This is a genomic window from Phyllobacterium sp. CCNWLW109 (assembly GCF_037203905.1).
Taxonomy (GTDB): Bacteria; Pseudomonadota; Alphaproteobacteria; order Rhizobiales; family Rhizobiaceae; genus Phyllobacterium; species Phyllobacterium ifriqiyense.
In genome coordinates, this window is the sequence record NZ_JBBCBK010000002.1 from 744,655 (window position 1) to 766,344 (window position 21,690).

Below are 21,690 nucleotides of genomic sequence, written 5' to 3' on the forward strand. Positions count from 1 at the left end.
TCACCTCTACTGCTCAGTGTTAAAAGTCCGTTTGAAGGCGGCAGCAACCATGTTGATTAACTGCGAGTGAATTTCGCCGCGCGGTCGTCCTTCGACATTGTCACAAAGTGCTTCGGTGATACCTTTAGCTTTCAAAGCTTCGGACGCACCGGCTTTGCATTCCGCAAACATACTGAAATGATTAGCGCCATCAATCGTCGAGTAACGTGCATGAGGGATGAGCTTTGCCGTTTGTGACACATCTACCGTTGGTGGAACCTCTCCGCTACGTCCCAGGTTTATCAAATCGACCGGAATTGTGATGCTGGCAATGCTTTCGGTGGTTAGCGTCCCCACCATTGCGGGATCAACTGCGACTGCTGATCGAATTCGATTGTCTCGGTAGTTTTGGCCTGCGGGCTGCAGATTCATCGTGTGAAGGTCGACGCCGCTTTGTTTGATCCATTCACACAAAGAGTTGTTGCTCGAGCCGTTGTCGCAATAAGATGCCAGCCGTTGCTGGTTCACCTTGGCTCCGGCTACTGCAAGGGCCGTATATCCGCCCATGGAGAGACCAAGCGCCCCGACTTTCTCCCAGTCAATTTTATTCTGAAACGCTGTACTTATTTTGAGGACATCCAACGTAGACGTAAAATCCGCGGGCCGTAGCCAAAGCTTCATTGCCTCACCCGCCGATCTATTTCCACTCTGGTTGCCGGGATGATTTGGTGCGGCAACAATGTAACCATGTTTCGCCAACGAAGCGGCAATCCAGCTTGTGGCTCCTGCATTCCCTGCAATACCTGTGCCGTGGGAAAGCAGAATGAGTGGAAATTTGCCCTTCAGTATTGGCGCATCCCGCATGCTGGTGGTGCCGCTAAAAAACGGGGTATTGCCAAGCAGCGCTTCCTCGCCGCCAATCTGTGCCGGGTACCAGATTGTAACATGAAGATTGATGCCTCGTTCTTTTGACGGGGACAAGAATTCACGTACCCCGACATTCATGTCGTCAGCATGAGCGATTTGCAGTGTTGTAACGAGAGCGAGCCCGGTGAGAAACGCAAATTTCTTCATAGTGAAACTCCTTGTTTTGGATATATGAAAATGATTTCGGGCCTCAGCGAATTGTCGCGCGGACATAATCGCTCTTGATATCGATGGAGGGTTTTGCACCGGGGGTGTTCATAAGTTTGCTATCGATAAAAGATGCTTTGGCATCAACCGCATAGCTGATCGGCGTGTCCTTCAAAAAACTGAACGCGGCATCAAGCGCGCGGGACTCCAGACGGATAGTCTCGTTATTGCTGCTTCGCTCAAAGCGAACGTCGCTGCGCACTGCATCGCCGTTGATGTCGAGCCTGGAGGCATAACCATCCAGCGAAAAATCGGCTGCATTTGCATTGATGCGAATGCTGCGATACTCACCGGAAAAACGCGCAAGCAAAGCGTGTTGCTCAATGCTGATATCAGCGCCCTTGGGCAGATTGACGATAATCCCAACTTCACAATCAGAAAGGCTGAGAAGAGGAGATTCTGTAACGTCGATTGTTAATGTCTGATCTTTGATTTCAGTGGTCGTTTTCGTTTCGCAGCGGTTCGAGAACCAATTCGAATACCAACTTGCAAGCCAGCTTGTCCTGGTCCCTGTGATAGTCGCCGCATAGGGAACCGTGTCTAGAGTGGTGAAATCCAAACGGCTGCTCTCGCCGGTTATCGTCACCTGCTTGATCCTCGTCATATCCAGCTGAGCTGCGGTCTCGGCCTTTGCGGCGACAGGCGTAAGAGTGGTAAAGAGCAGAATAAGCGAAGCAAAAAATCCTGGCATGTTGATCTCCTTGAAATGCGGCGCTTGGATTAGCGCCAGCATCAGGGAGCGGCATTGTTCAGATATTTTCGACCTTGATCACAATTCAGGTCGTCCGCGATCACGATTGAGGACATATTGAGCCTCAAACTCATTCGGATAATGTTGAAAATGCTTTTTGTGCCTTTACCTTTCGTCGTTGCGCTTCTGCTCTTTATCCTGCTCGTCCAAATGATCCGGCGGCAGGAAGAGGGAGCGTCAAATACGTTCTTCTTCGCATGGCTGATTGTTGCTGCCGTGCAAGCGGTGGTTATAGGCGTGCGCTGGGGTTATGACTTCCTTGAGATATTGCCGCTTCAGGCAATACTTGCGGCCGCAGCTCCCACATTGGCATGGCTCAGTTTTGATAGTTTGCGAACTGAACGACCACCGTCTGAGCGGCCTTTTCTATTGCTCCATCTCCTTCCGACGTTGGCGGTCGCCGGTTTTGTCGCCTTTTGGCCCGACCCCATCTCACTGACGATCATTCTCATTTTTCTCGGGTACGGGTTTGCACTTGCCCGGCTCGCTTCGGCTGGCCCCAATATCTTGGGCGCATCGCGGCTGGATGGCGTTATCACGTCTTATCGGGCCTTGCAGCTTACCGCGATTTCCACTGTCGGCTCTGCGGTGATCGACCTGCTGGTAACTTTCGATTTCGCGGAAACGGGCGGACTTCATTCGGGCCGTATTGTCGCTATCGCCAATATTATCGGCCTTCTTGTTCTTGGAACTGCGGCTACTGTGGCTGGTGCCAGCCAACCTTTGGCGGATGAAAGCAGCGATGAGCCTGCATTGTCCAGCCAGCCTACCTCTGACGATGCTGCAGTGGCCTTGGCGTTGGATGAGTTTATGCAGTCGCGTCAGCCATATCGCGATGTGGATCTCAATTTGAACAGACTGGGCCGAAAAATGGGGCTCTCAGTCAGGCAGATATCCAATGCGGTCAACCGCGCTAAAGGGATGAGCGTTTCACAATATGTGAATGATTACCGGGTGAGGGACGCTTGCAACCTTCTCACGCAGACCGATGAGCCAATCACGCGCATCATGTTCGACGCTGGTTTTCAGACCAAATCAAACTTTAACCGCGAGTTTCTGCGTGTCACCGGCATGAGTCCGAAAGCATGGCGCACGCGTAACAATAAGGTGGACGAGAGAAACGTCATTCGTCTCGCCGTTTAACTGGGGTTGTTATAGCTCAGCAGTTTGCCTGACTGCACTTTGTACAGCTTTCCGGTTTCATCAATAGCGGGGTCACAGAGCAGGGCGATCTTCGCAGCCACTTCTGCCGGTGTTGGCAATGTCTCCGGATCTTCCCCCGGCACAGCCTGAGCACGCATTGCAGTACGCGTTGCACCGGGATCGACCGAATGCACCCTCAACTTTGTCTGTTTGGTCTCTTCCGCCCAGCTGCGCGCGAAAACTTCCACGGCAGCTTTCGAAGCGGCATAGGGAGCCCAGTAGGCGCGGGCAGAGTGGGCAACACTCGACGAAAGCAGCAATGCACGGCCAGCGTCGGAAAGCTTCAGCAAAGGGTCTGTGGTCCGAATAAGGCGCCAAACGCTGGAAACATTGACAGTCATCAGCTTGTCGAAGACCTTTGCCTCGACATGGCCGATAGGCGAAATGGTACCGAGCACACCAGCATTGGCGATCATTATATCAAGCTTGCCCCAACGCTCGTGAATTGAGCCGCCGAGGCGATCAATGGCTGGCAGATCGGTCAGGTCGAGTGGAACCAGCGTTGCCGAGCCACCAGCCTTTGTAATTTCGTCGTCCAGTTCTTCAAGGCCGCCCACCGTGCGCGCAACAGCGATAACATGCGCGCCGCGTCCAGCGAGTTCTTTTGCAAGGTGATAGCCAATGCCGCGCGAAGCGCCGGTGACAAGCGCAAGCTTGCCATCCAGCCGAAAACTGCCGTCAGAAATCATGAAGTGAACTCAACCGTTATTTGCCAGAAGTGAGAACTGACGGACATTGTCCGGGCCGTCCTTGTCGAGAAGGCGCGTCGGGTAGTCGCCAGTGAAATAGTGATCGGTAAAGAGTGGCGAACGCGGGTCTCGCGGAGCTCCGCTTACGGCCTTGTAGAGCCCGTCTATCGACAGAAACGCCAATGAATCCGCGCCGATATACGCACACATCGCATCAAGATCAGCATATTGGTTTGCCAGCAGCTTATCTGCATCGGGCGTATCAATGCCGTAGAAATCCGGGTGGAAAATCATCGGGCTGGCAACGCGGATATGCACTTCGCTTGCGCCAGCATCGCGGATCATTTGCACGATCTTGACGGATGTCGTTCCGCGCACAATGGAATCGTCCACCAGAACAACGCGCTTGCCTTCGATGACTGCGCGATTGGCTGAGTGTTTCAATTTGACGCCGAACGCACGAATGGATTGCGTCGGCTCGATAAAGGTTCTGCCGACATAATGGTTGCGGATGATACCAAGCTCGAAGGGGATGCCGCTCGCCTGCGCAAAACCTATCGCAGCCGGTGTACCGCCATCGGGAACGGGCACGACAACATCAGCCTCAAGCGGTGCTTCCTTGGCGAGGTTGATACCCATATTCTTGCGGGCGGTATAAACATTGCGGCCACCAACAACTGAGTCAGGACGGGCAAAATATACATATTCGAACAGGCAAAGCCGCTCAGGTTTCGGGTTCTGCGGCTTGAACGTCTCAATGCTGATGGAACCATCAGCTTGAATCTCGCAAACCACGACTTCACCATTTTCGATATCACGAACGAATTTGGCACCAATAATGTCCAGCGCGCAACTCTCGGAAGCAAAAATCGGCTTGCCATTGAGGTCGCCCATCACAAGCGGACGAATGCCGATCGGGTCACGTGCAGCGATCAACTTTGTGCGGGTGAGGGCGAGCATCGCATAGCCGCCTTCCATCTGGCGGATCGCGTCAATGAAGCGATCGCTCGATGATGTGCTGCGCGAGCGGGCAATGAGATGTAGCACAACTTCCGTATCGGAATTGGACTGGCAGATAGCACCATCGGCAATAAGCTTGCGGCGCATGGTAAGGCCATTGGTGAAATTGCCGTTATGGGCAATGGCAATGCCACCGATTTCCAGCTCGGCGAAAAGCGGCTGCACATTGCGGAGAGCAGCGTCACCTGTTGTGGAGTAGCGGACATGGCCTATAGCGCGGTCACCGGGCAGCTGAGCCAATGTAGCCGGGTTGGTATAATGGTCCCCAACAAGGCCCATACGGCGCTCTGAGCAGAATTGGTTGCCATCGTATGAGACTATACCTGCAGCTTCCTGGCCGCGATGCTGCAATGCATGCAGTCCCAACGCTGTCAGTGTGGCCGCATCAGGATGGCCCAAAATGCCAAACACACCGCACTCTTCATGCAGTGTGTCATCGTCAAGGGACATCAATTGGTTATCGTCACGAGAAATGTCGGTCATTGCCGCCAGCCCTTTCGCCCCAAGTTCATTGGGATCGAGTCAATTGTGCCTAGTTGTATTATGCCACACTATATGGGGTATTACCAAGGAAACCCCAAGAGCGGTATTGACGCAGTTCATGTTATTGTCCGGTTACTCTGGTGTTGTGCCTTCCGGAGGAATGTCTTCCTTCGGTTCAACCGTTGTCGTTCCGTCTGGCGCAGTATCCGTTGCCGCAGGCGTACCGGGCTTCAAACGCTTCAGAATGGTTGATTCCGGGTCTTCCGGCAAAAGCGCAACCAGTTTTGCACCTAGCTCGTCGATCATCGGCTTTGATTTGGCCTGTGCCACCCATGCCGGCTGATTTTCGGTAACGAGCCAGTTGAAAAACAACATCGCAACCACGACGAGCAGAACACCGCGTGCTGCTCCGAATAGAAAGCCGAGTGTGCGATCCAGCGCGCCGATGCGGCTATCGATGATAAAATCGGCGATCTTCATCGTAATAATGGAAACAACGATGAGCGTGATGATGAAAACCAGACCGGCAGCCGCAATCTGCGCAATTGTGTCATTGCTGATGTAAGGGGCTAAAAAGGGAACCACTGGCTTGTAAAAAACATAGGCGGCAACGGCAGCGGCTGCCCATGATACGACAGACAATACTTCGCGCGAGAAGCCACGAACCATGGCCAGGACCGCCGAGACAAGGGTTATGCCCAATAGTATTCCGTCAAGCAACGTTATCGGCATTTTATTTGGTCCTCATATCAAAACCAACCATTTGATCAGTCTTCGCGTTGTCTCTTGCCCGGTCCGGATGCTGCTATGCGGGCCACAAGGTCCGGCAGTGATGCGGTCTCGGTCAGACGAGCATTGCCGTTCTTTGCGACATCGTTGCTTCCCTTGGGAAGAACAGCCTGCTTGAACCCAAGCTTGTCTGCTTCTTTCAGTCTTTGCACTGCATGCGCCACAGGGCGAACAGCACCAGATAGACTGACTTCGCCGAAATAGACGCAATCGGCGGGAAGGGCAATACCAGCAATTGAGGAAACCAGTGCAGATGCAACAGCAATATCAGCGGCGGGCTCGGTTATCCGGTATCCACCAGCCACATTCAGATACACATCATGCTGTCCAAACCGAACGCCGCAATGGGCTTCAAGCACGGCGAGAATCATCGAAAGGCGGTTTCCATCCCAACCAACAACGGCGCGGCGCGGCGTGCCGAGCGTTGAGGGAGCGACCAAGGCCTGAATTTCAACGAGGATAGGCCGCGTTCCCTCCATACCGGCAAAAACAGCGGCGCCCGGCGCTTTATCGTTCCTTTCGCCAAGAAACAGCTCGGAGGGATTGGCGACCTGACGCAAGCCCTTATCCGACATTTCAAACACGCCGATTTCATCAGTCGGCCCAAACCGGTTTTTGACGGTGCGAAGAATACGGTAATGGTGGCCACCTTCACCTTCAAAATAAAGCACGGCATCGACCATATGCTCGATGACACGCGGTCCTGCAATTTGGCCCTCTTTGGTCACATGTCCGACGAGAACAACGGCTGCACCTGTTTGCTTGGCATAGCGAATCATGGCCTGTGCTCCGGCGCGAACCTGGGTCACTGTGCCGGGTGCAGAATCAGCGGCATCTGTCCAAAGCGTCTGGATCGAATCGATAATGATCAGATCCGGGCGTTTCGCCTCGGAGATGGTCGCAAGTATATCTTCAACATTGGTTTCTGCCGCCAGCAGCACATCTGTATCGGCGGCGTCCAGCCGCTGCGCACGCAGACGTATCTGTGCTACTGCTTCTTCGCCTGATACGTATATAACGCGGTGTCCCTGACGCGATAAGGCAGCGGCGGCCTGTGTCAGCAAGGTCGATTTGCCGATACCCGGATCGCCGCCGATCAGAATGGCCGATCCGCGTACGAAGCCGCCGCCCGTCACACGATCAAGCTCGCCAATTCCCGACTGGATGCGTGGGGCGTCTTCGATTTCACCCGATAAGGTGGTCAGCGCAACGGCACGGCCCTTGCGGCTAGAAAGCTTACCGGGTCCGCTGCCTATGCCGCCAGATGTGCCTTCTTCGACAAGTGTATTCCATTCGCCGCATGCATCGCACTTGCCGGCCCAGCGTGTGTGAACGGCACCGCAATTCTGGCAGATGAATTGAATTCTAGCCTTGGCCATTAAATCTCATTTCCGCTGTAAAGGTAGCGGCGGTGATAGCGGTTTCCAAGGCTGGTAAGCAACTCATATCCGATTGTGCCTGCAGCGCGTGCAGCATCATCAAGCGAAATATTGCTGCCAAACAGTTCGATATAGTCACCGGCCTTGGCCTCGCCTTCGTCCAGTTCGGAAATATCGAACGAGGTTAGATCCATTGTCACGCGCCCGATGATTGGAACTTTCTTGCCTGCAATGAAACCACAACCACCATTATTGAGCGTTTGCCGCAGGGGGACGCCGCTGCCCGACGCCGAGCGTAAATAGCCATCTGCGTAGCCAACAGAGCAGATCGCAATACGCGTATCACGGGTCAGTCTCGCTGTAGCGCCGTAGCCCGCCGTCTCGCCTTTAAGGCCTGTGCGAATCTGAACTATCCGTGCTTCTGACGTGACCACCGGCCGCATTGGGTTGGCAATGCCCGAAACAGGCTCGCCGCCATACATGGCGACGCCGGGACGGCTCAACTCATAGCCAGCGTTCAAACTATGAAAGATGCCGGGTGAATTGGCGATGCTTGATTCAATTCCAGAGAAATGTTCGCGAAGCTTTTGAAATGATTCAAATTGCCGTTGGCTAAGCTCATGTTTTTGTTCATCTGCCGTTGCCAGATGGGTAATCAGCAGGATCGGCTTGTCATCTTTGGATTCACCGGCAAAACGGATGGCTTCGTTAACGGTGAGGCCGAGGCGGTTCATCCCCGTATCGACATGCAGAGCATAGGGCAGTTTTTCGGTGCGACCGGCATTGAGTGCCTTCCAGCTTGCAAGTTCCTGCAACGACCCAAGCACTGGAGTGAGGTTGGATTGTTCGTAGACCGGAAAAGCCTCAGCGAAGAAGCCGTTAAGCACAAAAACTTGCGCATCAGGCGCGACAGCCTTTACACGCAATCCTTCCTCGGCCAGAGCCACAAAAAATGTACGGCATCCAGCTTTCCATAAAACCGGGACGACATGGATAATACCAAGGCCATAGGCGTCAGCCTTGACCACAGCCGCCGTACGGGCAGGCTTGGACCTCTCGACAAGCAGAAGCCAGTTTGCAACCAAGGCATCAAGATCAATGGTTAAACGTCCGCCAGCGAGCCGTGGATCAGCGCCCGTCGTAGCAACATGTTGCATTTTAGCAGTCATCCTTACTCGAAACGTTCAGGAAGATGCGAATCCTCGGCAAGATCGGTAAAGCGGGTAAACTCCGCCTGGAAAGCGAGCCGCACTGTTCCTGTCGGGCCATGACGCTGCTTGGCAACGATGACTTCTGCCTTGCCGATTGCTTCGTTCAACTCAGCCTGCCATTTGAAGTGCTCTTCGGTTCCGGGCTTCGGTTCTTTGTTCTTGATGTAATATTCGTCGCGATACACAAACAATACAACGTCGGCGTCCTGCTCTATCGAACCGGATTCGCGCAAGTCAGAAAGCTGCGGATGTTTGTCTTCGCGGCTTTCCACTTGGCGCGAGAGCTGGGAGAGAGCAATGATCGGTGTATTCAACTCCTTGCCGAGAGCTTTCAGGCCAGTGGTAATCTCGGTAATTTCCTGCACGCGGTTTTCCGATGCGCGCTTGGACGATCCCTGCATCAGCTGAATATAGTCGATCACAATCACGTCGAGGCCACGCTGGCGCTTCAAGCGGCGTGCACGAGCCGCCAATTGAGCAATGGATATACCACCCGTCTGATCGATATAGAGTGGCACACGCTGCATATGCTGCGAACAGGCAACGAGCTTTTCAAAATCAGCTTCACTGATTTCACCGCGGCGGATTTTTGAAGAGCTGATTTCCGATTGCTCGGAAATGATACGCGTTGCCAGCTGTTCAGACGACATTTCCAGCGAGAAAAAGCCGACAACGCCGCCATTCTTGGCTTTAAAACTGCCATCGGCCAATTGTTCAGGCTCGTAGGCTGCGGCGATGTTGAATGCGATATTGGTTGCAAGCGAGGTTTTGCCCATGCCAGGACGTCCTGCAAGAACGATCAAATCTGAAGGCTGCAATCCACCCATACGCGCATCGAGCGCACGGATACCCGTTGATACGCCGGAAAGATGTCCGTCGCGCATGAATGCAGCGTTGGCCATATCCACAGCATTCTTGACCGCATCGGTAAATGTCTGGAAGCCACCATCATAGCGCCCGGTTTCAGCCAGTTCGAACAGGCGTCGTTCCGCATCCTCGATCTGGCCTTGCGGCGCTACATCGACCGGCGCGTCATAGGCGATATTCACCATATCTTCGCCAATGGTGATCAGCGCCCGGCGTGTCGCCAGATCATAAATCGCGCGGCCATAGTCTTCGGCATTGATGACGGTCACAGCTTCCGCTGCAAGACGTGCCAGATATTGCATGACGGTCATGTCGCCGATCTTCGCGTCGGCGGGCATGAATGTTTTAAGCGTCACGGGATTGGCCATCTTGCCCATCCGAATCATGTCGGATGCGACTTCGAAGATTTTCCGGTGCAGAGGCTCATTGAAATGGGTGGGCTTCAAGAAGTCGGAAACACGATAGAACGCATCATTATTGACCAGAATTGCGCCAAGCAAAGCCTGTTCGGCCTCAATATTGTTGGGGGCCTCGCGATAGAGCGTGCCCTGCGCTTCGTTGATCTTGCGTACCGTAGCTTCAGCCATTTTGTATTTTCCTGTTCGCCACCACTATGGCCCAGCACAGATAATTATGGCGTGGCAGATTTGTCCTTATCACCACAATTCACACAACTGCGGATAAGAAAACCTCCTGCTTGACTCTCACGGCGGACTATAAGCCGAGTCGGGTGGAAAAGGCGATGCAGCACAACCGCTTCTCAGTCATCCTCGGGCTTGACCCGAGGACCACTGCTCGCCAATGAAGATTGAATCCTCGGGTCAAGCCCGAGGATGACGGAGAAGTATGCGTTAAAGTACCATCGCACTAAGGTCCAATCACCGCCCGGCAATCGATTCCTTTGCGTTCACTTGGCTATTAGCCGAGCTGCGTTCACACTCAAGGCGCTTTAGTCGCTTTTCTTCCTGTTCGATATAGTTGCGTGTGAACGGCACGGCTTCCTGTCGATGAGCCAATTGAATCTGGAACACCATCAGGTTCTGCCAGCGGAATGCTGATTCTGATGCCGCCAGATAAAACTCCCACATCCGGCAAAACCTTTCATCATAGATCGCTTTTGCCTTATCGCGATTTGCCATGAAACGTTCGCGCCAGATGCGCAATGTATCAGCATAGTGCAGACGCAGAATTTCGATATCAGTAATGACCAAGCCGGCTTTTTCGATATGTGGAATGACTTCCGAAAGGGCAGGGATATAACCTCCCGGGAAGATATATTTCTGAATGAAGGCATTGGTGTAGGACGGCCCGTCTGAACGCCCGATCGAATGCAACAGGAAGACGCCATCCTTCTTGAGCAGGCGCGCTGTATGCTGAAAATATTCGGAGAAATGACCAATGCCTACATGCTCGAACATGCCGACCGAAACAATCCGGTCGAAACTGTCATCGATTGTACGATAGTCCTGCAGGTTGAATTGAGCCTGTGATGACAGTCCTTCCTCAAAAGCACGCTTATTAGCAATGCCGTACTGTTCTTGCGAGAGGGTGACGCCTGTGACATTGGCCTCAAGGTGCCTTGCCAGATATAGTCCCATGCCACCCCAGCCGCAGCCGATATCGAGGGTCTTATGACCTTTTTCGATAAGCAGTTTTGCAGCTATGTGACGTTTTTTTGCAAGCTGAGCCTCTTCGAGGGTCGCATCTGGCCTTTCGAAGTAAGCGCAGGAATATTGCATGTCGGTATCGAGAAAGAGCCGATACAAATCCTCCGACAGATCGTAGTGACGTTGCACATTGCTTGATGCACGGGTCAGATTGTTCATCTGGTGTAAACGCCGGGTAGCGCGCCGTATGCCCTCAAGCGCAAGCATCCAGGGTTCCTTGGCTGCCGTAGCTCCCGTATTTTCGAAGATAAGTTTCAAAATATCGTAGATGTCGCCCTGCAGAACATCAATCTCGCTGTTCATATAGGCTTCTGCAAAGTGCAAGGATGGGTCGAACGCGATCCTGCGTTCTGCCGCGGCAGTATTGATGCGGAAGTGATATTCCTCGCCGGTCCCGTCGCCAAACATGCGGGTTTTTCCGCCGGAATCGGTTATTTTCAAAGTACCAGTGTGAATCATGCGCGTAAGGGCGGCGCGTAGAAGTGCATTCATGAACAATCTCCATCTTAGACGATAGAGCTCGGCCATAAGGCGACTCAAAGGGAGTCTTGGTCGGGCGTGGGTGGACTCAGTAAATTTAATTGATTTTTTCAATCTGAAAAGCAAAAAAGTACCCGGCATTGCTACCGGGTACTTTTACCAAATGAAAACAACTCTTTCGAGTGCTTTGTATCTTCTTTAAATCAGGCGTTTTCTTCGCCGTCTTCGTCTTCATCAAAGAATTCGTCCGAAAGCGGAGCTTCTTCAATGCCGTAAATTGCTTCGGCAGAAGTAAGGTCTTCGCCCTTAACCTGACGCTCAGCTTCATCAGCTGTACGAGCAATATTGATGGTTACTGTTGCTTCAACTTCAGGGTGCAGCGACAGAACAATCTTGTGCAGGCCGATTGTCTTGATCGGTGTGTTCAATTCAACCTGGTTGCGATTGATTGAGAAGCCTTCAGCTGTGATCAGGTCGGCAATGTCACGGGTCGAAACTGAACCGTATAGCTGGCCGGTCTCACCAGCGGAGCGAACGGCAATAAATGACTTGCCATCAAGCTTGTCAGCAATTGCCTGAGCTTCTGTCTTGCGCTCGAGGTTGCGGGCTTCAAGCTGTGCGCGCTGGCCTTCGAACTTCTTCTTGTTGGCTTCGTTTGCACGAAGAGCCTTGCCCTGTGGCAGAAGGAAGTTACGGGCAAAGCCGTCCTTGACCTTGACTGTATCGCCCATCTGGCCGAGGCGGCCAATGCGTTCTAGTAGAATGACGTCCATTTGAGTTTTTCCTTATAGTTTAGTGTCTTCAATTATCATTGCTGGGTGGGGTATTATTTCCTGCCTTCGAAACCGGTGCGCTGCGCGATGTGTCGAACAATCCGGCTACAAGAAAGAAGAAAAGTGTGAAAGTGAAAATGATGACGGCAAGGTAAGCCAGCCACAAAGCGACCGGCCGCCAAGTTGCACCGCGCGTCCTGGCATGCATGATTGCAAAGCCCGCCATCAGGAATCCGGCACCAAGTGCCCCGGCAATTGCTGTTGCCGCATATCCGATGCCGCCTGGCAGAAAACACGCGGCGCATGCAATCGCAAACACAAAAAGGCCAGGGCGCGGCATGCGTAATGCCCGTGGCCAATCATCTTTCGGGCGGCGAAGCTTGCCTGATGCTGCTGTCAACCGCAGGGCAATATAGAGATTGCCGACGATGAGGATGACCCATATTGCAGGCTGAATTGCGGGAAGCGCGCGCACAACAAATTCGGCCAGTCCCTGCGCAACTTCCGCATTGGGTGCGAGTTGGGGGTTGGTCGCTACAAGTTGCTGCCCCAAGGATTTGATCAAAGCCTGGGCAAACTCGTCGCCATAGCCAATCAACATGCCGATTGCGATGAATGCCGCCGCTACAATCAGCGTAAGCCGCAGGAGTGTATCTGCCAGCGGATACCAGACATATGCGTCGCTGGGACCGCCAACTTCGGAGGCAGGGCGCGCAAGTCCTGTAAAATAGGCTGCAGCGGCCGCCGGAAGCGCAATAATCAGAACGAGGACGAGTGCTGCCGTAGGGGCAGCCAGCACCGATACGATCACCGCCATGGATAGCGCTGCGATAAAGCCGGTGGCAGTGCCCCAGCCGAGAGCAGCGACAAAAATGGGGAGGGGGGAGAACAGCAGCAATGTCATGGCAAGGGTGGACTGCGCGATAACGCCAATCGAGAGCAGCGCGGCTGCAAGCCCTGCTAATACTCCAACGCCAAAATCTTTTGCTGTAGGTAACATTTCGCTCGCTGTCCTGCTTGCATAAGCAGTTAGAGGTGGTTTTTAAACCGATGCCTCAACTTGGGTTTTATTTTTCACCAACTCCGCGCCCATCGCGACTGGTGTACTAAACGGTAGAGTAAGGCGGCGATCAGATCGCCGCCTTAATCAATATTACTTCACGACGTATGGCAGAAGGCCAAGGAAACGTGCACGCTTGATCGCCTGAGCGAGTTCGCGCTGCTTCTTCTGGCTCACAGCTGTGATACGCGAAGGAACAATCTTGCCACGCTCGGAAATGTAGCGCGACAGAAGCTTTACGTCCTTGTAGTCGATCTTCGGCGCATTCGCACCCGAGAACGGGCAGGTCTTGCGGCGGCGATGGAACGGACGGCGGGTCGGGATCTGATTGATGTCAACCATTATTCTGCTCCTTCACCGGCTTCGTCACGTGGACGGCGTGGGCGACGCGGACGGTCGTCATCACGGCCACCGAACTTGTTGTCATCGCGATCACGGCGATCGTCACGGCGAGCGAGCATGGCCGACTGGCCTTCCTCGTGTTCGTCAACGCGGATCGTCATGAAACGCAGGACGTCTTCGTTGATGCGCTGCTGACGCTCGAGCTCTGCAACAGCCGCTGCAGGAGCAGTGATGTTGAGCAGCGAGTAATACGCCTTGCGGTTCTTGTTAATACGATATGTGAGAGCACGGAGCCCCCAGCTTTCGATACGCCCGACTGTGCCGCCATTGGTCTCGATGATGCCCTTGTATTGTTCTACAAGCGCATCGACCTGCTGCTGCGAAATGTCCTGTCGAGCAAGGAACACATGTTCATAAAGAGCCATTTGTCTTTGCCTTTCTTCGTTAGTATTGCCCGGATCAACGGATGAACCTCTGCGAATCTCTCAGGCCGGTGAACGGCGAAGAAAGGACGCGTATGGAGACGATCGAGAGAGGAGACACGGGAGGCTGAAGCTTTTCGCTCCGACGGATTGAAATCCGGCCCTCCGTTCAGCCCCCAGCTGACGCCGAGCAATGAACGGGCGCTCTATACGGGCAAAACGTGAAAGAAGCAACCCGTTCGCCAATTTTAATGGTTTGGCTTCAAGCCCGGCTTGGGAAAATTAGTCCCATAGGGTCGCGATCTTTGGAGTTGGCTCCAATGACCCACTCATTGCGAAATATTTGTAGAGCACAAGGAGTGATAACAATTTTTCTTGTGTCTGGTCATCGAATTGGCTGACATGAGCATTGGCATTTCGGATAATGGCAACTGCTTCGTCGGCATGCTTGTTATAATAGCAAATCTTATCTTCCAGATCCGCAAAATCAGGGCGCAATTGCACATAATGATGTCCTGGTATCAGGCACCCTTCCATAAACCAGGTTTCGTAGACAGGGTCTGGCATCATGCATAGTGATTGGGACGCCATTATCCATTGCAGGTTTGTCGCCACATCATGCCCTTCCACCGAAATTATGTAGCGGAATCGCCTTATCTGCTCCACCGCCGACATGAATGGCTTGCCCCAGGGGGAGGAGGCATCATGACTTGCCATTCCAACATCACACAGTGGATGGTCGAAATAACGTTTAACCAAGAAAGAGCGTTTTTCGTTATTGTTGCCACCTCGCCATACTGCTAATGGCTGTTTTTCGGCGAAGGTTACGGGAACATCCAATTTTTGAAAATGGCGAAGCTTGTTGAGCTTCAGTAAAACCGATTCTTTATTGTCTCCGTGGATCGGGCGGCTTTTCACAATGGACGGTACGGGAGGAACGGAAGTCACATCGCCGAAAACATGTGCTATTTCCAACTCAGCAGGGAAGTACCGGGCATGTTCCTTCAGGTCGTAATAGTACATGCTCTGGTTTCTCGGTAAATTGGAGATTTTGGAGCTTGCTTCAATGCGCGGTGATCGTTCTCCAATCTTGTTGTAGTAATTCAGGCGGGATCTGAGATGGTCCCGTTCGCATATCTGGAAATCTTCACATAGAACATTCAGCTGCCTGCGGAATAAATGCTGAGGCAACAGGTCTCTGATAATGTTTCTGGAGTAATATTCGATCTTCTTTATTGATCTGGTGATGGACATTGGCTTCAAAAAATTGGCAACCGAACCAACCGTCTACAGCCGAAAAAGCTTGCTGAATTCCGGAGTAGCATTGGGGCGTCTGAGGTTGAAATGGTTGGCTGAAAATGTATTGCGTTATAATATGTAAGGTGGGATTGAACCCTGCGATATTGGCAACATCGTGCATTGCAGTGGTGTGATATGCAAGTCAGTTTTTTCAAAGGCCCATGAGAGAGCTTGACTTCGCGCTTGCTGATAGGCACACCGCGCGGCACATTGAGCCCGGTTTCATTTGGAGGCATTTCTATGTCCATAGCATTCACCTTTCCCGGACAGGGGAGTCAGTCCGTCGGCATGGGCAAGGCGCTTGCCGACAATTTTGCACAAGCCAAGGCCGTCTTTGATGAGGTGGACGAGGCTTTGGGTGAAAAGCTGTCCTCCATCATATGGGAAGGGCCTGAAGAGACATTGACGCTTACTGCCAATGCGCAGCCGGCTTTGATGGCCGTATCCATTGCGGTGATCCGCGTGCTGGAATCCCAGGGCATCTCGCTTAAGGACAAGGTTTCCTTTGTAGCTGGCCACTCGCTAGGTGAATATTCTGCGCTTTGCGCGGCTGGTACGTTCTCCTTGGCCGATACCGCGCGGCTTTTGCGTATTCGCGGCAACGCCATGCAAAAAGCAGTTCCAGCGGGTCAGGGCGCTATGGCTGCCATTATCGGTCTTGAATATGCGGACGTCGAATCCGTGTGCGCCGAGGCCTCGGCGCAAGGATCGGTTCAGATCGCCAATGATAATGGCGGCGGACAACTGGTTATCTCGGGTGCAAAGGCTCCGGTCGAGGCGGCCGCTGCGCTGGCTTCTGCCAAGGGTGCAAAGCGTGCGATCATGCTGCCTGTTTCCGCTCCTTTTCATTCAGCTCTCATGGCGCCTGCTGCTGATGCGATGCAGGAAGCTCTTGCAGCCGTTGCCAAGAATGATCCCATCGTGCCGCTTATTGCCAATGTCAAAGCGGCGCCGGTTAGTTCCGCCGATGAAATTGCAGCCTTGCTAGTTGAGCAGGTGACCGGACGGGTTCGCTGGCGCGAAACTGTTGAATGGTTTGGTGCCAATGGGGTATCGACGCTCTATGAGATTGGCGCAGGCAAAGTGCTTACAGGGCTTGCGCGCCGTATCAATAAAGACATTTCCGGTGTAGCAGTTGGGACGCCGGAAGATATTGAAGCGGCTGTAGCCGCCCTGAATGCTTGATAAACACTGGAATAGAGGAACGCGCAATGTTTGACCTTACTGGCCGCAAGGCTCTCATTACGGGCGCAACAGGTGGTATCGGTGAAGCGATTGCCCGCGCGCTGCATGCCCAGGGTGCAATTGTCGGTTTGCACGGTACGCGCATCGAGAAGCTGGAAGCCTTGGCAGGCGAACTTGGCGATCGCGTCAAGATTTTCCCGGCAAATCTTTCCAATCGCGATGAAGTCAAGGCGCTGGGTGAGAAGGCTGAAGCGGATCTTGAAGGGGTGGAGATATTGGTCAACAATGCCGGTATCACCAAAGACGGTTTGTTTGTGCGCATGAGCGACGCCGACTGGGACAATGTTCTGGAGGTCAATTTGACCGCCGTGTTCCGTCTCACCCGCGAATTAACCCATCCCATGATGCGCCGGCGCTATGGCCGCATCATCAACATAACGTCAATCGTTGGCGTTACCGGAAATCCCGGCCAGACAAATTACGTGGCTTCGAAGGCCGGCCTTATCGGCTTCTCCAAGTCGCTTGCGCAGGAGATCGCCAGCCGCAACGTTACCGTGAATTGTGTAGCGCCCGGTTTCATCGAATCAGCCATGACCGACAAGCTCAATGACAAGCAGAAGGAAGGCATCATGTCCGCCATTCCTATGCGCCGTATGGGCACAGGCGAGGAAATCGCGTCGTCAGTGGTTTATCTTGCCAGCAGTGAGGCTGCCTACGTCACTGGCCAGACGATCCATGTAAACGGTGGCATGGCGATGATCTGATTAATCACTCACGCATCCTGCGATCGAGTGAAGTATAGGAAACAATCACATTTATGAGATTGAGGCCGTGAATAAAGCGTGATAAGTCGCGCACCAGTTGTGACATCAAATGGATTTGCCAAATCGATTAGATGCCCAAGAAATTCCGCAAGGAATAAGCCGCAGGGGTTGGTGTTTTAGCTGTTAAACAGCACTGAACCATCATCTTATTGCTTGATTAGAGTCATCCGTGCCGCTAACCAAGGCATAGGGAAAAACAAACAGGTTGAGGTTTCCACATGAGTGATACTGCAGAACGCGTCAAGAAAATCGTTATTGAACATCTGGGCGTTGATGCCGAGAAAGTCACCGATGGTGCGAGCTTCATCGACGATCTGGGCGCAGACAGCCTTGATACTGTCGAGCTCGTGATGGCTTTTGAAGAAGAATTCGGCGTTGAAATTCCGGATGATGCTGCTGAAACGATTTTGACTGTCGGCGATGCCGTCAAATTCATCGACAAAGCACAAGCCTAATTTTTGTTATGCCTGGCGGCGCATGAGTGAATGAAGTGGCGTAACGCCTTTCTCATTCATGCGTTCGAGGGATACAACCATGTCGCATATGATAATTAAGGATCGGCCATGAGGCGCGTTGTCATAACCGGCCTTGGGCTGGTTTCTCCTCTCGCATCGGGTGTTGAGCTCACTTGGTCAAGGCTTTTGGCCGGCCAGAGCGGTGCCCGGCGCGTTACAGAATTTGATGTTGAAGATCTGCCCTGCAAGATCGCATGCCGTATTCCGGTGGGCGACGGGTCCGATGGCACTTTCAATCCTGACGATTGGATGGAGCCGAAGGAACAGCGCAAGGTTGATCCATTTATTATTTACGCAATGGCAGCTGCCGATCAGGCGCTTGCTGATGCCAAATGGGCACCTGAAAGCGATGAAGACCAGATTCGCACTGGTGTGCTCATCGGTTCAGGTATCGGTGGTCTCGAAGGGATTGTCGAAGCAGGTTACACCCTGCGTGACAAAGGCCCGCGCCGCATTTCGCCCTTCTTTATTCCCGGACGATTGATCAATCTCGCTTCCGGTCAAGTTTCCATCAAACACAAGCTGCGTGGCCCAAACCATTCGGTCGTCACCGCTTGCTCTACCGGTGCGCATGCCATTGGCGATGCGGCCCGTTTGATTGCTTTTGGCGATGCAGATCTGATGGTCGCTGGTGGAACGGAATCTCCAGTCAGCCGTATTTCGCTTGCCGGTTTTGCGGCCTGCAAGGCGCTTTCCACGGAAAGAAATGACGATCCTACAGCTGCTTCCCGCCCGTATGACAGAGACCGCGATGGCTTTGTCATGGGTGAGGGCGCGGGTATCGTTGTTCTTGAAGAACTGGATCACGCATTGGCTCGCGGCGCCAAGATTTATGCCGAAGTCATAGGCTATGGCCTGTCGGGCGACGCCTACCATATCACCGCGCCTTCCGAGAGCGGTGAGGGTGCACAGCGCTCAATGGAAATGGCGCTCAAGCGTGCGGGCATTACCCCGTCGGATATCGATTACATCAATTCGCATGGCACTTCGACCATGGCTGATACCATTGAGCTTGGTGCGGTGGAGCGGGTTGTCGGCGATTCTGCGTCAAAAATTTCGATGTCGTCAACGAAATCGTCGATTGGGCATCTTCTCGGTGCTGCAGGTTCCACGGAAGCAATCTTCTGCGTATTGGCGATTCGCGACAACATCGCGCCACCGACGCTTAATCTTGACAATCCATCTGTTGAAACCAAAATCGATTTGGTTCCGCATAAAGCACGCGAACGGAAAATCGATATCGCCTTGTCCAATTCTTTCGGATTTGGCGGAACCAATGCTTCGCTTGTTCTGCGGCGTTATCAACAGTGATCGGACTTATGGCGAGGGCGCTCGGCGCTTTCGCCATATTACAGTCGATTTTACCGCATAGTGGCTGAATCAGCTTTGATTTGAGCTGTACTATGCGCCATCTGCAAAGTTGCCGTTCCTTCATCCACTGGGTGAACGGCAAAATAACCGCTAATTCGTCCCGAGGTGCTTGCGTGAGTTCAGATCAGCAGTCTGGAGAGACAAATAGTTCCGGTACGCCGGAGCGTAAGCCTATTGTCCCGCAGTCGGCATCTGAAGCTTTGCGTCCAGAACCAGGCACGCCTCCACCAGCGCCGAAACGCCGCTCACGCCGCGCCAGAAGCCAGATCGTCGTTTTTGCAAACTTCATGCTGTCATTGGTTGTGCTGGTTGTGCTCGCCGCGGCTGCTGTTGTTTATTTTGGCAAGGTCGAATTTAACGAACCCGGCCCAAATGATGTGACCACCAATTACGTGGTCAAGAGTGGCTCCGGTATTATTGAAATAGCCGACGGACTTGAGCGCCGTGGGATTATCTCTGACGCACGCATATTCAAATATGGCGTACAGGCCTATGGCCATCAGGGCAACATGAAGGCCGGCGAATACGAGATCAAGGCGCACGCATCCATGCGCGAGATCATGGACCTGCTGCGCAGCGGAAAATCTGTTCTGCACTCTCTCACCATACCGGAAGGTCTGACTGTCGAGCAGATATTCCAGCGTATCAGCGAGGATGACGTTCTGACCGGCAATCTACCAGCTATTATGCCAAAGGAAGGCTCGCTTTTTGCTAATACGATGCGGTTTTCCCGTGGCACTACCCGCGAAGAACTCGTGAAGAAAATGCAGGCGGACCAAAAGAAGCTGGTTGAAGATATTTGGGAGCGCCGCGATCCAAGCGTGCCGCTAAAAACCATTGAAGAGTTTGTCACGCTCGCTTCTATTGTCGAGAAAGAGACGGGCAAAGCTGACGAGCGCCCGCGTGTTGCCTCCGTATTCATCAACCGGCTGAACAAGCGCATGCGCCTGCAATCTGATCCGACGATCCTCTATGGTCTCTTTGGAGGAAAGGGCCGCCCTGCGGACCGCGCGATCCTGAAATCGGATATCGAAAAGCCCACGCCATATAATACATACACAATTAATGGTCTCCCGCCTGGTCCTATTGCCAATCCGGGTCGTGACGCTCTTGAGGCTGTTGCCCATCCTTCGCAGACGAAAGATCTATATTTCGTTGCCGATGGCACTGGAGGCCATGTCTTTGCCGCGACGCTGGAAGAGCATAATGAGAACGTAAAGCGGTGGCGCGAAGTCGAAAAGAACAGGCTTGATGAAGCCGCAAAAGCCGCGACGGGGGACGAGAATGCCGTGCCGGTTGAGGGCGGCGTCGCAAATTAACCGGAAAGAATGCCGGGCCAAGGGGGAAGCATATGTCATTGCAGAGTATGACGGGTTTTGCCCGTCACCTCCGGACCTTTCCCGGAGTGCAGATTTCGTGGGAAATCAAATCGGTCAATGGCAAAGGGCTCGATGTACGCTTTCGTCTGCCGCAAGGCTTTGAAGCGATTGATCAAAAAGCCCGGGCTCTTTTCGGACAGCATTTCAAGCGCGGCAATTTTCAGGCCGCATTGACTGTCGACAAAACGGAAGGCGCTTCTGCCAGGACTGTGGTTAACCGGCCATTGCTTGAGGAATTGGCATCAATTGCCGGGCGGTTGCGTGAAGAATTCAATCTCGCGCCCTCAACGCCGGAAGGGTTGATGGCGCTGCGCGGCGTGCTTGAAGTGCCGCAGGATATAGTCACACCGGAAGATCAGTCAAAGCTGGATGATTTAGCGCTAGCGGTTCTCGAAGAGACGCTTGTAAGGCTTGAGCAGGATCGCCGGGCAGAGGGAAGCGCGCTCGGCGAGATATTGTCGCGGCAAGTGTCTGCCGTTGAAGCGCTGGTTGAACGGGCAAAGCGCGATCCAAGCCGCTCGCTTGAAGCGATAAAGGGCAGGCTTTCCGCACAGGTCGCCCTTCTGCTTGATGCCGCACCAGCGCTCGATGAGGCAAGGTTGCATATGGAAGCGGCGTTCCTGGCAACAAAGGCGGACATTCAGGAAGAGCTTGATCGTCTTGAAATGCACGTGACATCAGCGCGGCTTCTTTTGGCGGATGGAAACGGCGCTGGGCGAAAGCTGGATTTTCTGACACAGGAATTTAACCGGGAAGCAAATACACTTTGCTCAAAGGCAAACGCCGCATCAATTACAACCATAGGTCTTGACCTTAAGGCCGTTGTAGATCAATTGCGCGAGCAGATACAGAATTTGGAGTAGATATG

The 21,690-nt window shown here is 53.2% G+C and carries 21 protein-coding genes; 7 read left to right on the plus strand and 14 right to left on the minus strand.

Going from position 1 to position 21,690, the window contains the following annotated elements; translation table 11 throughout:
• Positions 1-6 precede the first annotated feature (6 nt).
• Together V9K92_RS08895 and V9K92_RS08900 are read right to left on the minus strand one after the other, a co-directional pair.
• Complete coding sequence (locus V9K92_RS08895; protein ID WP_337353801.1) at positions 7-1,053, minus strand: alpha/beta hydrolase family protein; 1,047 nt, start codon at positions 1,051-1,053, stop codon at positions 7-9.
• A gap of 43 nt (positions 1,054-1,096) precedes the next feature.
• Positions 1,097-1,804 carry a hypothetical protein gene (locus V9K92_RS08900; RefSeq protein WP_336441001.1) on the minus strand — a complete coding sequence of 236 codons (708 nt, stop codon included), beginning with the start codon at positions 1,802-1,804 and terminating at the stop codon, positions 1,097-1,099.
• A 117-nt stretch (positions 1,805-1,921) separates the two neighbouring features.
• On the opposite strand from V9K92_RS08900, the gene V9K92_RS08905 reads away from it, so the two are divergent.
• Positions 1,922-3,007, plus strand: coding sequence for a helix-turn-helix domain-containing protein (locus V9K92_RS08905; protein ID WP_337353802.1), 1,086 nt, complete (start codon positions 1,922-1,924; stop codon positions 3,005-3,007).
• On the opposite strand, the gene V9K92_RS08910 is transcribed toward V9K92_RS08905, so the two are convergent.
• The 12 genes from V9K92_RS08910 to V9K92_RS08965 all read right to left on the minus strand — a co-directional run bounded on the left by V9K92_RS08910 (position 3,004) and on the right by V9K92_RS08965 (position 15,272).
• Positions 3,004-3,756, minus strand: coding sequence for an SDR family NAD(P)-dependent oxidoreductase (locus V9K92_RS08910; RefSeq protein ID WP_115051805.1), 753 nt, complete (start codon positions 3,754-3,756; stop codon positions 3,004-3,006). The two genes, V9K92_RS08905 and V9K92_RS08910, sit on opposite strands and share 4 nt — an antisense overlap.
• A gap of 9 nt (positions 3,757-3,765) precedes the next feature.
• Positions 3,766-5,259: an amidophosphoribosyltransferase gene (gene purF, locus V9K92_RS08915; protein WP_115051804.1), complete on the minus strand. Its 1,494-nt coding sequence runs from the start codon at positions 5,257-5,259 to the stop codon at positions 3,766-3,768.
• A gap of 132 nt (positions 5,260-5,391) precedes the next feature.
• A complete protein-coding gene (locus V9K92_RS08920; protein WP_115051803.1) occupies positions 5,392-5,991 on the minus strand; it encodes a CvpA family protein in 600 nt (199 codons plus the stop codon).
• A 35-nt stretch (positions 5,992-6,026) separates the two neighbouring features.
• Complete coding sequence (gene radA / locus V9K92_RS08925; RefSeq protein WP_307283959.1) at positions 6,027-7,427, minus strand: DNA repair protein RadA; 1,401 nt, start codon at positions 7,425-7,427, stop codon at positions 6,027-6,029.
• Positions 7,427-8,584, minus strand: a complete 1,158-nt coding sequence (alr, locus tag V9K92_RS08930) for an alanine racemase (protein WP_337353803.1) — start codon at positions 8,582-8,584, stop codon at positions 7,427-7,429. Before alr ends, radA begins: the two co-directional genes overlap by 1 nt.
• Before the next feature lie 14 nt (positions 8,585-8,598).
• Positions 8,599-10,092, minus strand: a complete 1,494-nt coding sequence (locus tag V9K92_RS08935; protein ID WP_115051800.1) for a replicative DNA helicase — start codon at positions 10,090-10,092, stop codon at positions 8,599-8,601.
• A gap of 291 nt (positions 10,093-10,383) precedes the next feature.
• Positions 10,384-11,664: a cyclopropane-fatty-acyl-phospholipid synthase family protein gene (locus V9K92_RS08940; RefSeq protein WP_337353804.1), complete on the minus strand. Its 1,281-nt coding sequence runs from the start codon at positions 11,662-11,664 to the stop codon at positions 10,384-10,386.
• Positions 11,665-11,855: 191 nt separating this feature from the next.
• Positions 11,856-12,425 carry a 50S ribosomal protein L9 gene (rplI, locus tag V9K92_RS08945; protein WP_115051798.1) on the minus strand — a complete coding sequence of 190 codons (570 nt, stop codon included), beginning with the start codon at positions 12,423-12,425 and terminating at the stop codon, positions 11,856-11,858.
• Positions 12,426-12,453: 28 nt separating this feature from the next.
• On the minus strand, positions 12,454-13,425 hold the full coding sequence (locus V9K92_RS08950) for a DUF2232 domain-containing protein (protein WP_337353805.1): 972 nt from the start codon (positions 13,423-13,425) through the stop codon (positions 12,454-12,456).
• 153 nt (positions 13,426-13,578) lie between these two features.
• Positions 13,579-13,827, minus strand: a complete 249-nt coding sequence (gene rpsR, locus V9K92_RS08955; protein ID WP_008128538.1) for a 30S ribosomal protein S18 — start codon at positions 13,825-13,827, stop codon at positions 13,579-13,581.
• Positions 13,827-14,252, minus strand: coding sequence for a 30S ribosomal protein S6 (gene rpsF / locus V9K92_RS08960; RefSeq protein ID WP_106664746.1), 426 nt, complete (start codon positions 14,250-14,252; stop codon positions 13,827-13,829). Before rpsF ends, rpsR begins: the two co-directional genes overlap by 1 nt.
• A 279-nt stretch (positions 14,253-14,531) precedes the next feature.
• On the minus strand, positions 14,532-15,272 hold the full coding sequence (locus V9K92_RS08965; protein ID WP_337353806.1) for a glycosyl transferase family 90: 741 nt from the start codon (positions 15,270-15,272) through the stop codon (positions 14,532-14,534).
• A 516-nt stretch (positions 15,273-15,788) separates the two neighbouring features.
• On the opposite strand from V9K92_RS08965, the gene fabD reads away from it, so the two are divergent.
• The 6 genes from fabD (at position 15,789) to V9K92_RS08995 (ending at position 21,685) form a co-directional block, all read left to right on the plus strand.
• Positions 15,789-16,733 (plus strand): ACP S-malonyltransferase, encoded by a 945-nt coding sequence (gene fabD / locus V9K92_RS08970; protein ID WP_115052187.1) that lies wholly within the window; start codon positions 15,789-15,791, stop codon positions 16,731-16,733.
• A 26-nt stretch (positions 16,734-16,759) separates the two neighbouring features.
• On the plus strand, positions 16,760-17,497 hold the full coding sequence (fabG, locus tag V9K92_RS08975; RefSeq protein WP_115051795.1) for a 3-oxoacyl-[acyl-carrier-protein] reductase: 738 nt from the start codon (positions 16,760-16,762) through the stop codon (positions 17,495-17,497).
• Positions 17,498-17,775: 278 nt separating this feature from the next.
• A complete protein-coding gene (locus tag V9K92_RS08980; RefSeq protein WP_008128530.1) occupies positions 17,776-18,012 on the plus strand; it encodes an acyl carrier protein in 237 nt (78 codons plus the stop codon).
• 108 nt (positions 18,013-18,120) lie between these two features.
• Positions 18,121-19,383, plus strand: coding sequence for a beta-ketoacyl-ACP synthase II (gene fabF, locus V9K92_RS08985; RefSeq protein ID WP_307284011.1), 1,263 nt, complete (start codon positions 18,121-18,123; stop codon positions 19,381-19,383).
• Between the two features lie 143 nt (positions 19,384-19,526).
• Entirely contained in the window at positions 19,527-20,762 is a 1,236-nt protein-coding gene (gene mltG, locus V9K92_RS08990; protein WP_370878862.1) for an endolytic transglycosylase MltG, read from the plus strand.
• A 32-nt stretch (positions 20,763-20,794) separates the two neighbouring features.
• Entirely contained in the window at positions 20,795-21,685 is an 891-nt protein-coding gene (locus V9K92_RS08995; protein WP_336441919.1) for a YicC/YloC family endoribonuclease, read from the plus strand.
• The last annotated feature ends 5 nt before the right edge of the window (positions 21,686-21,690 follow it).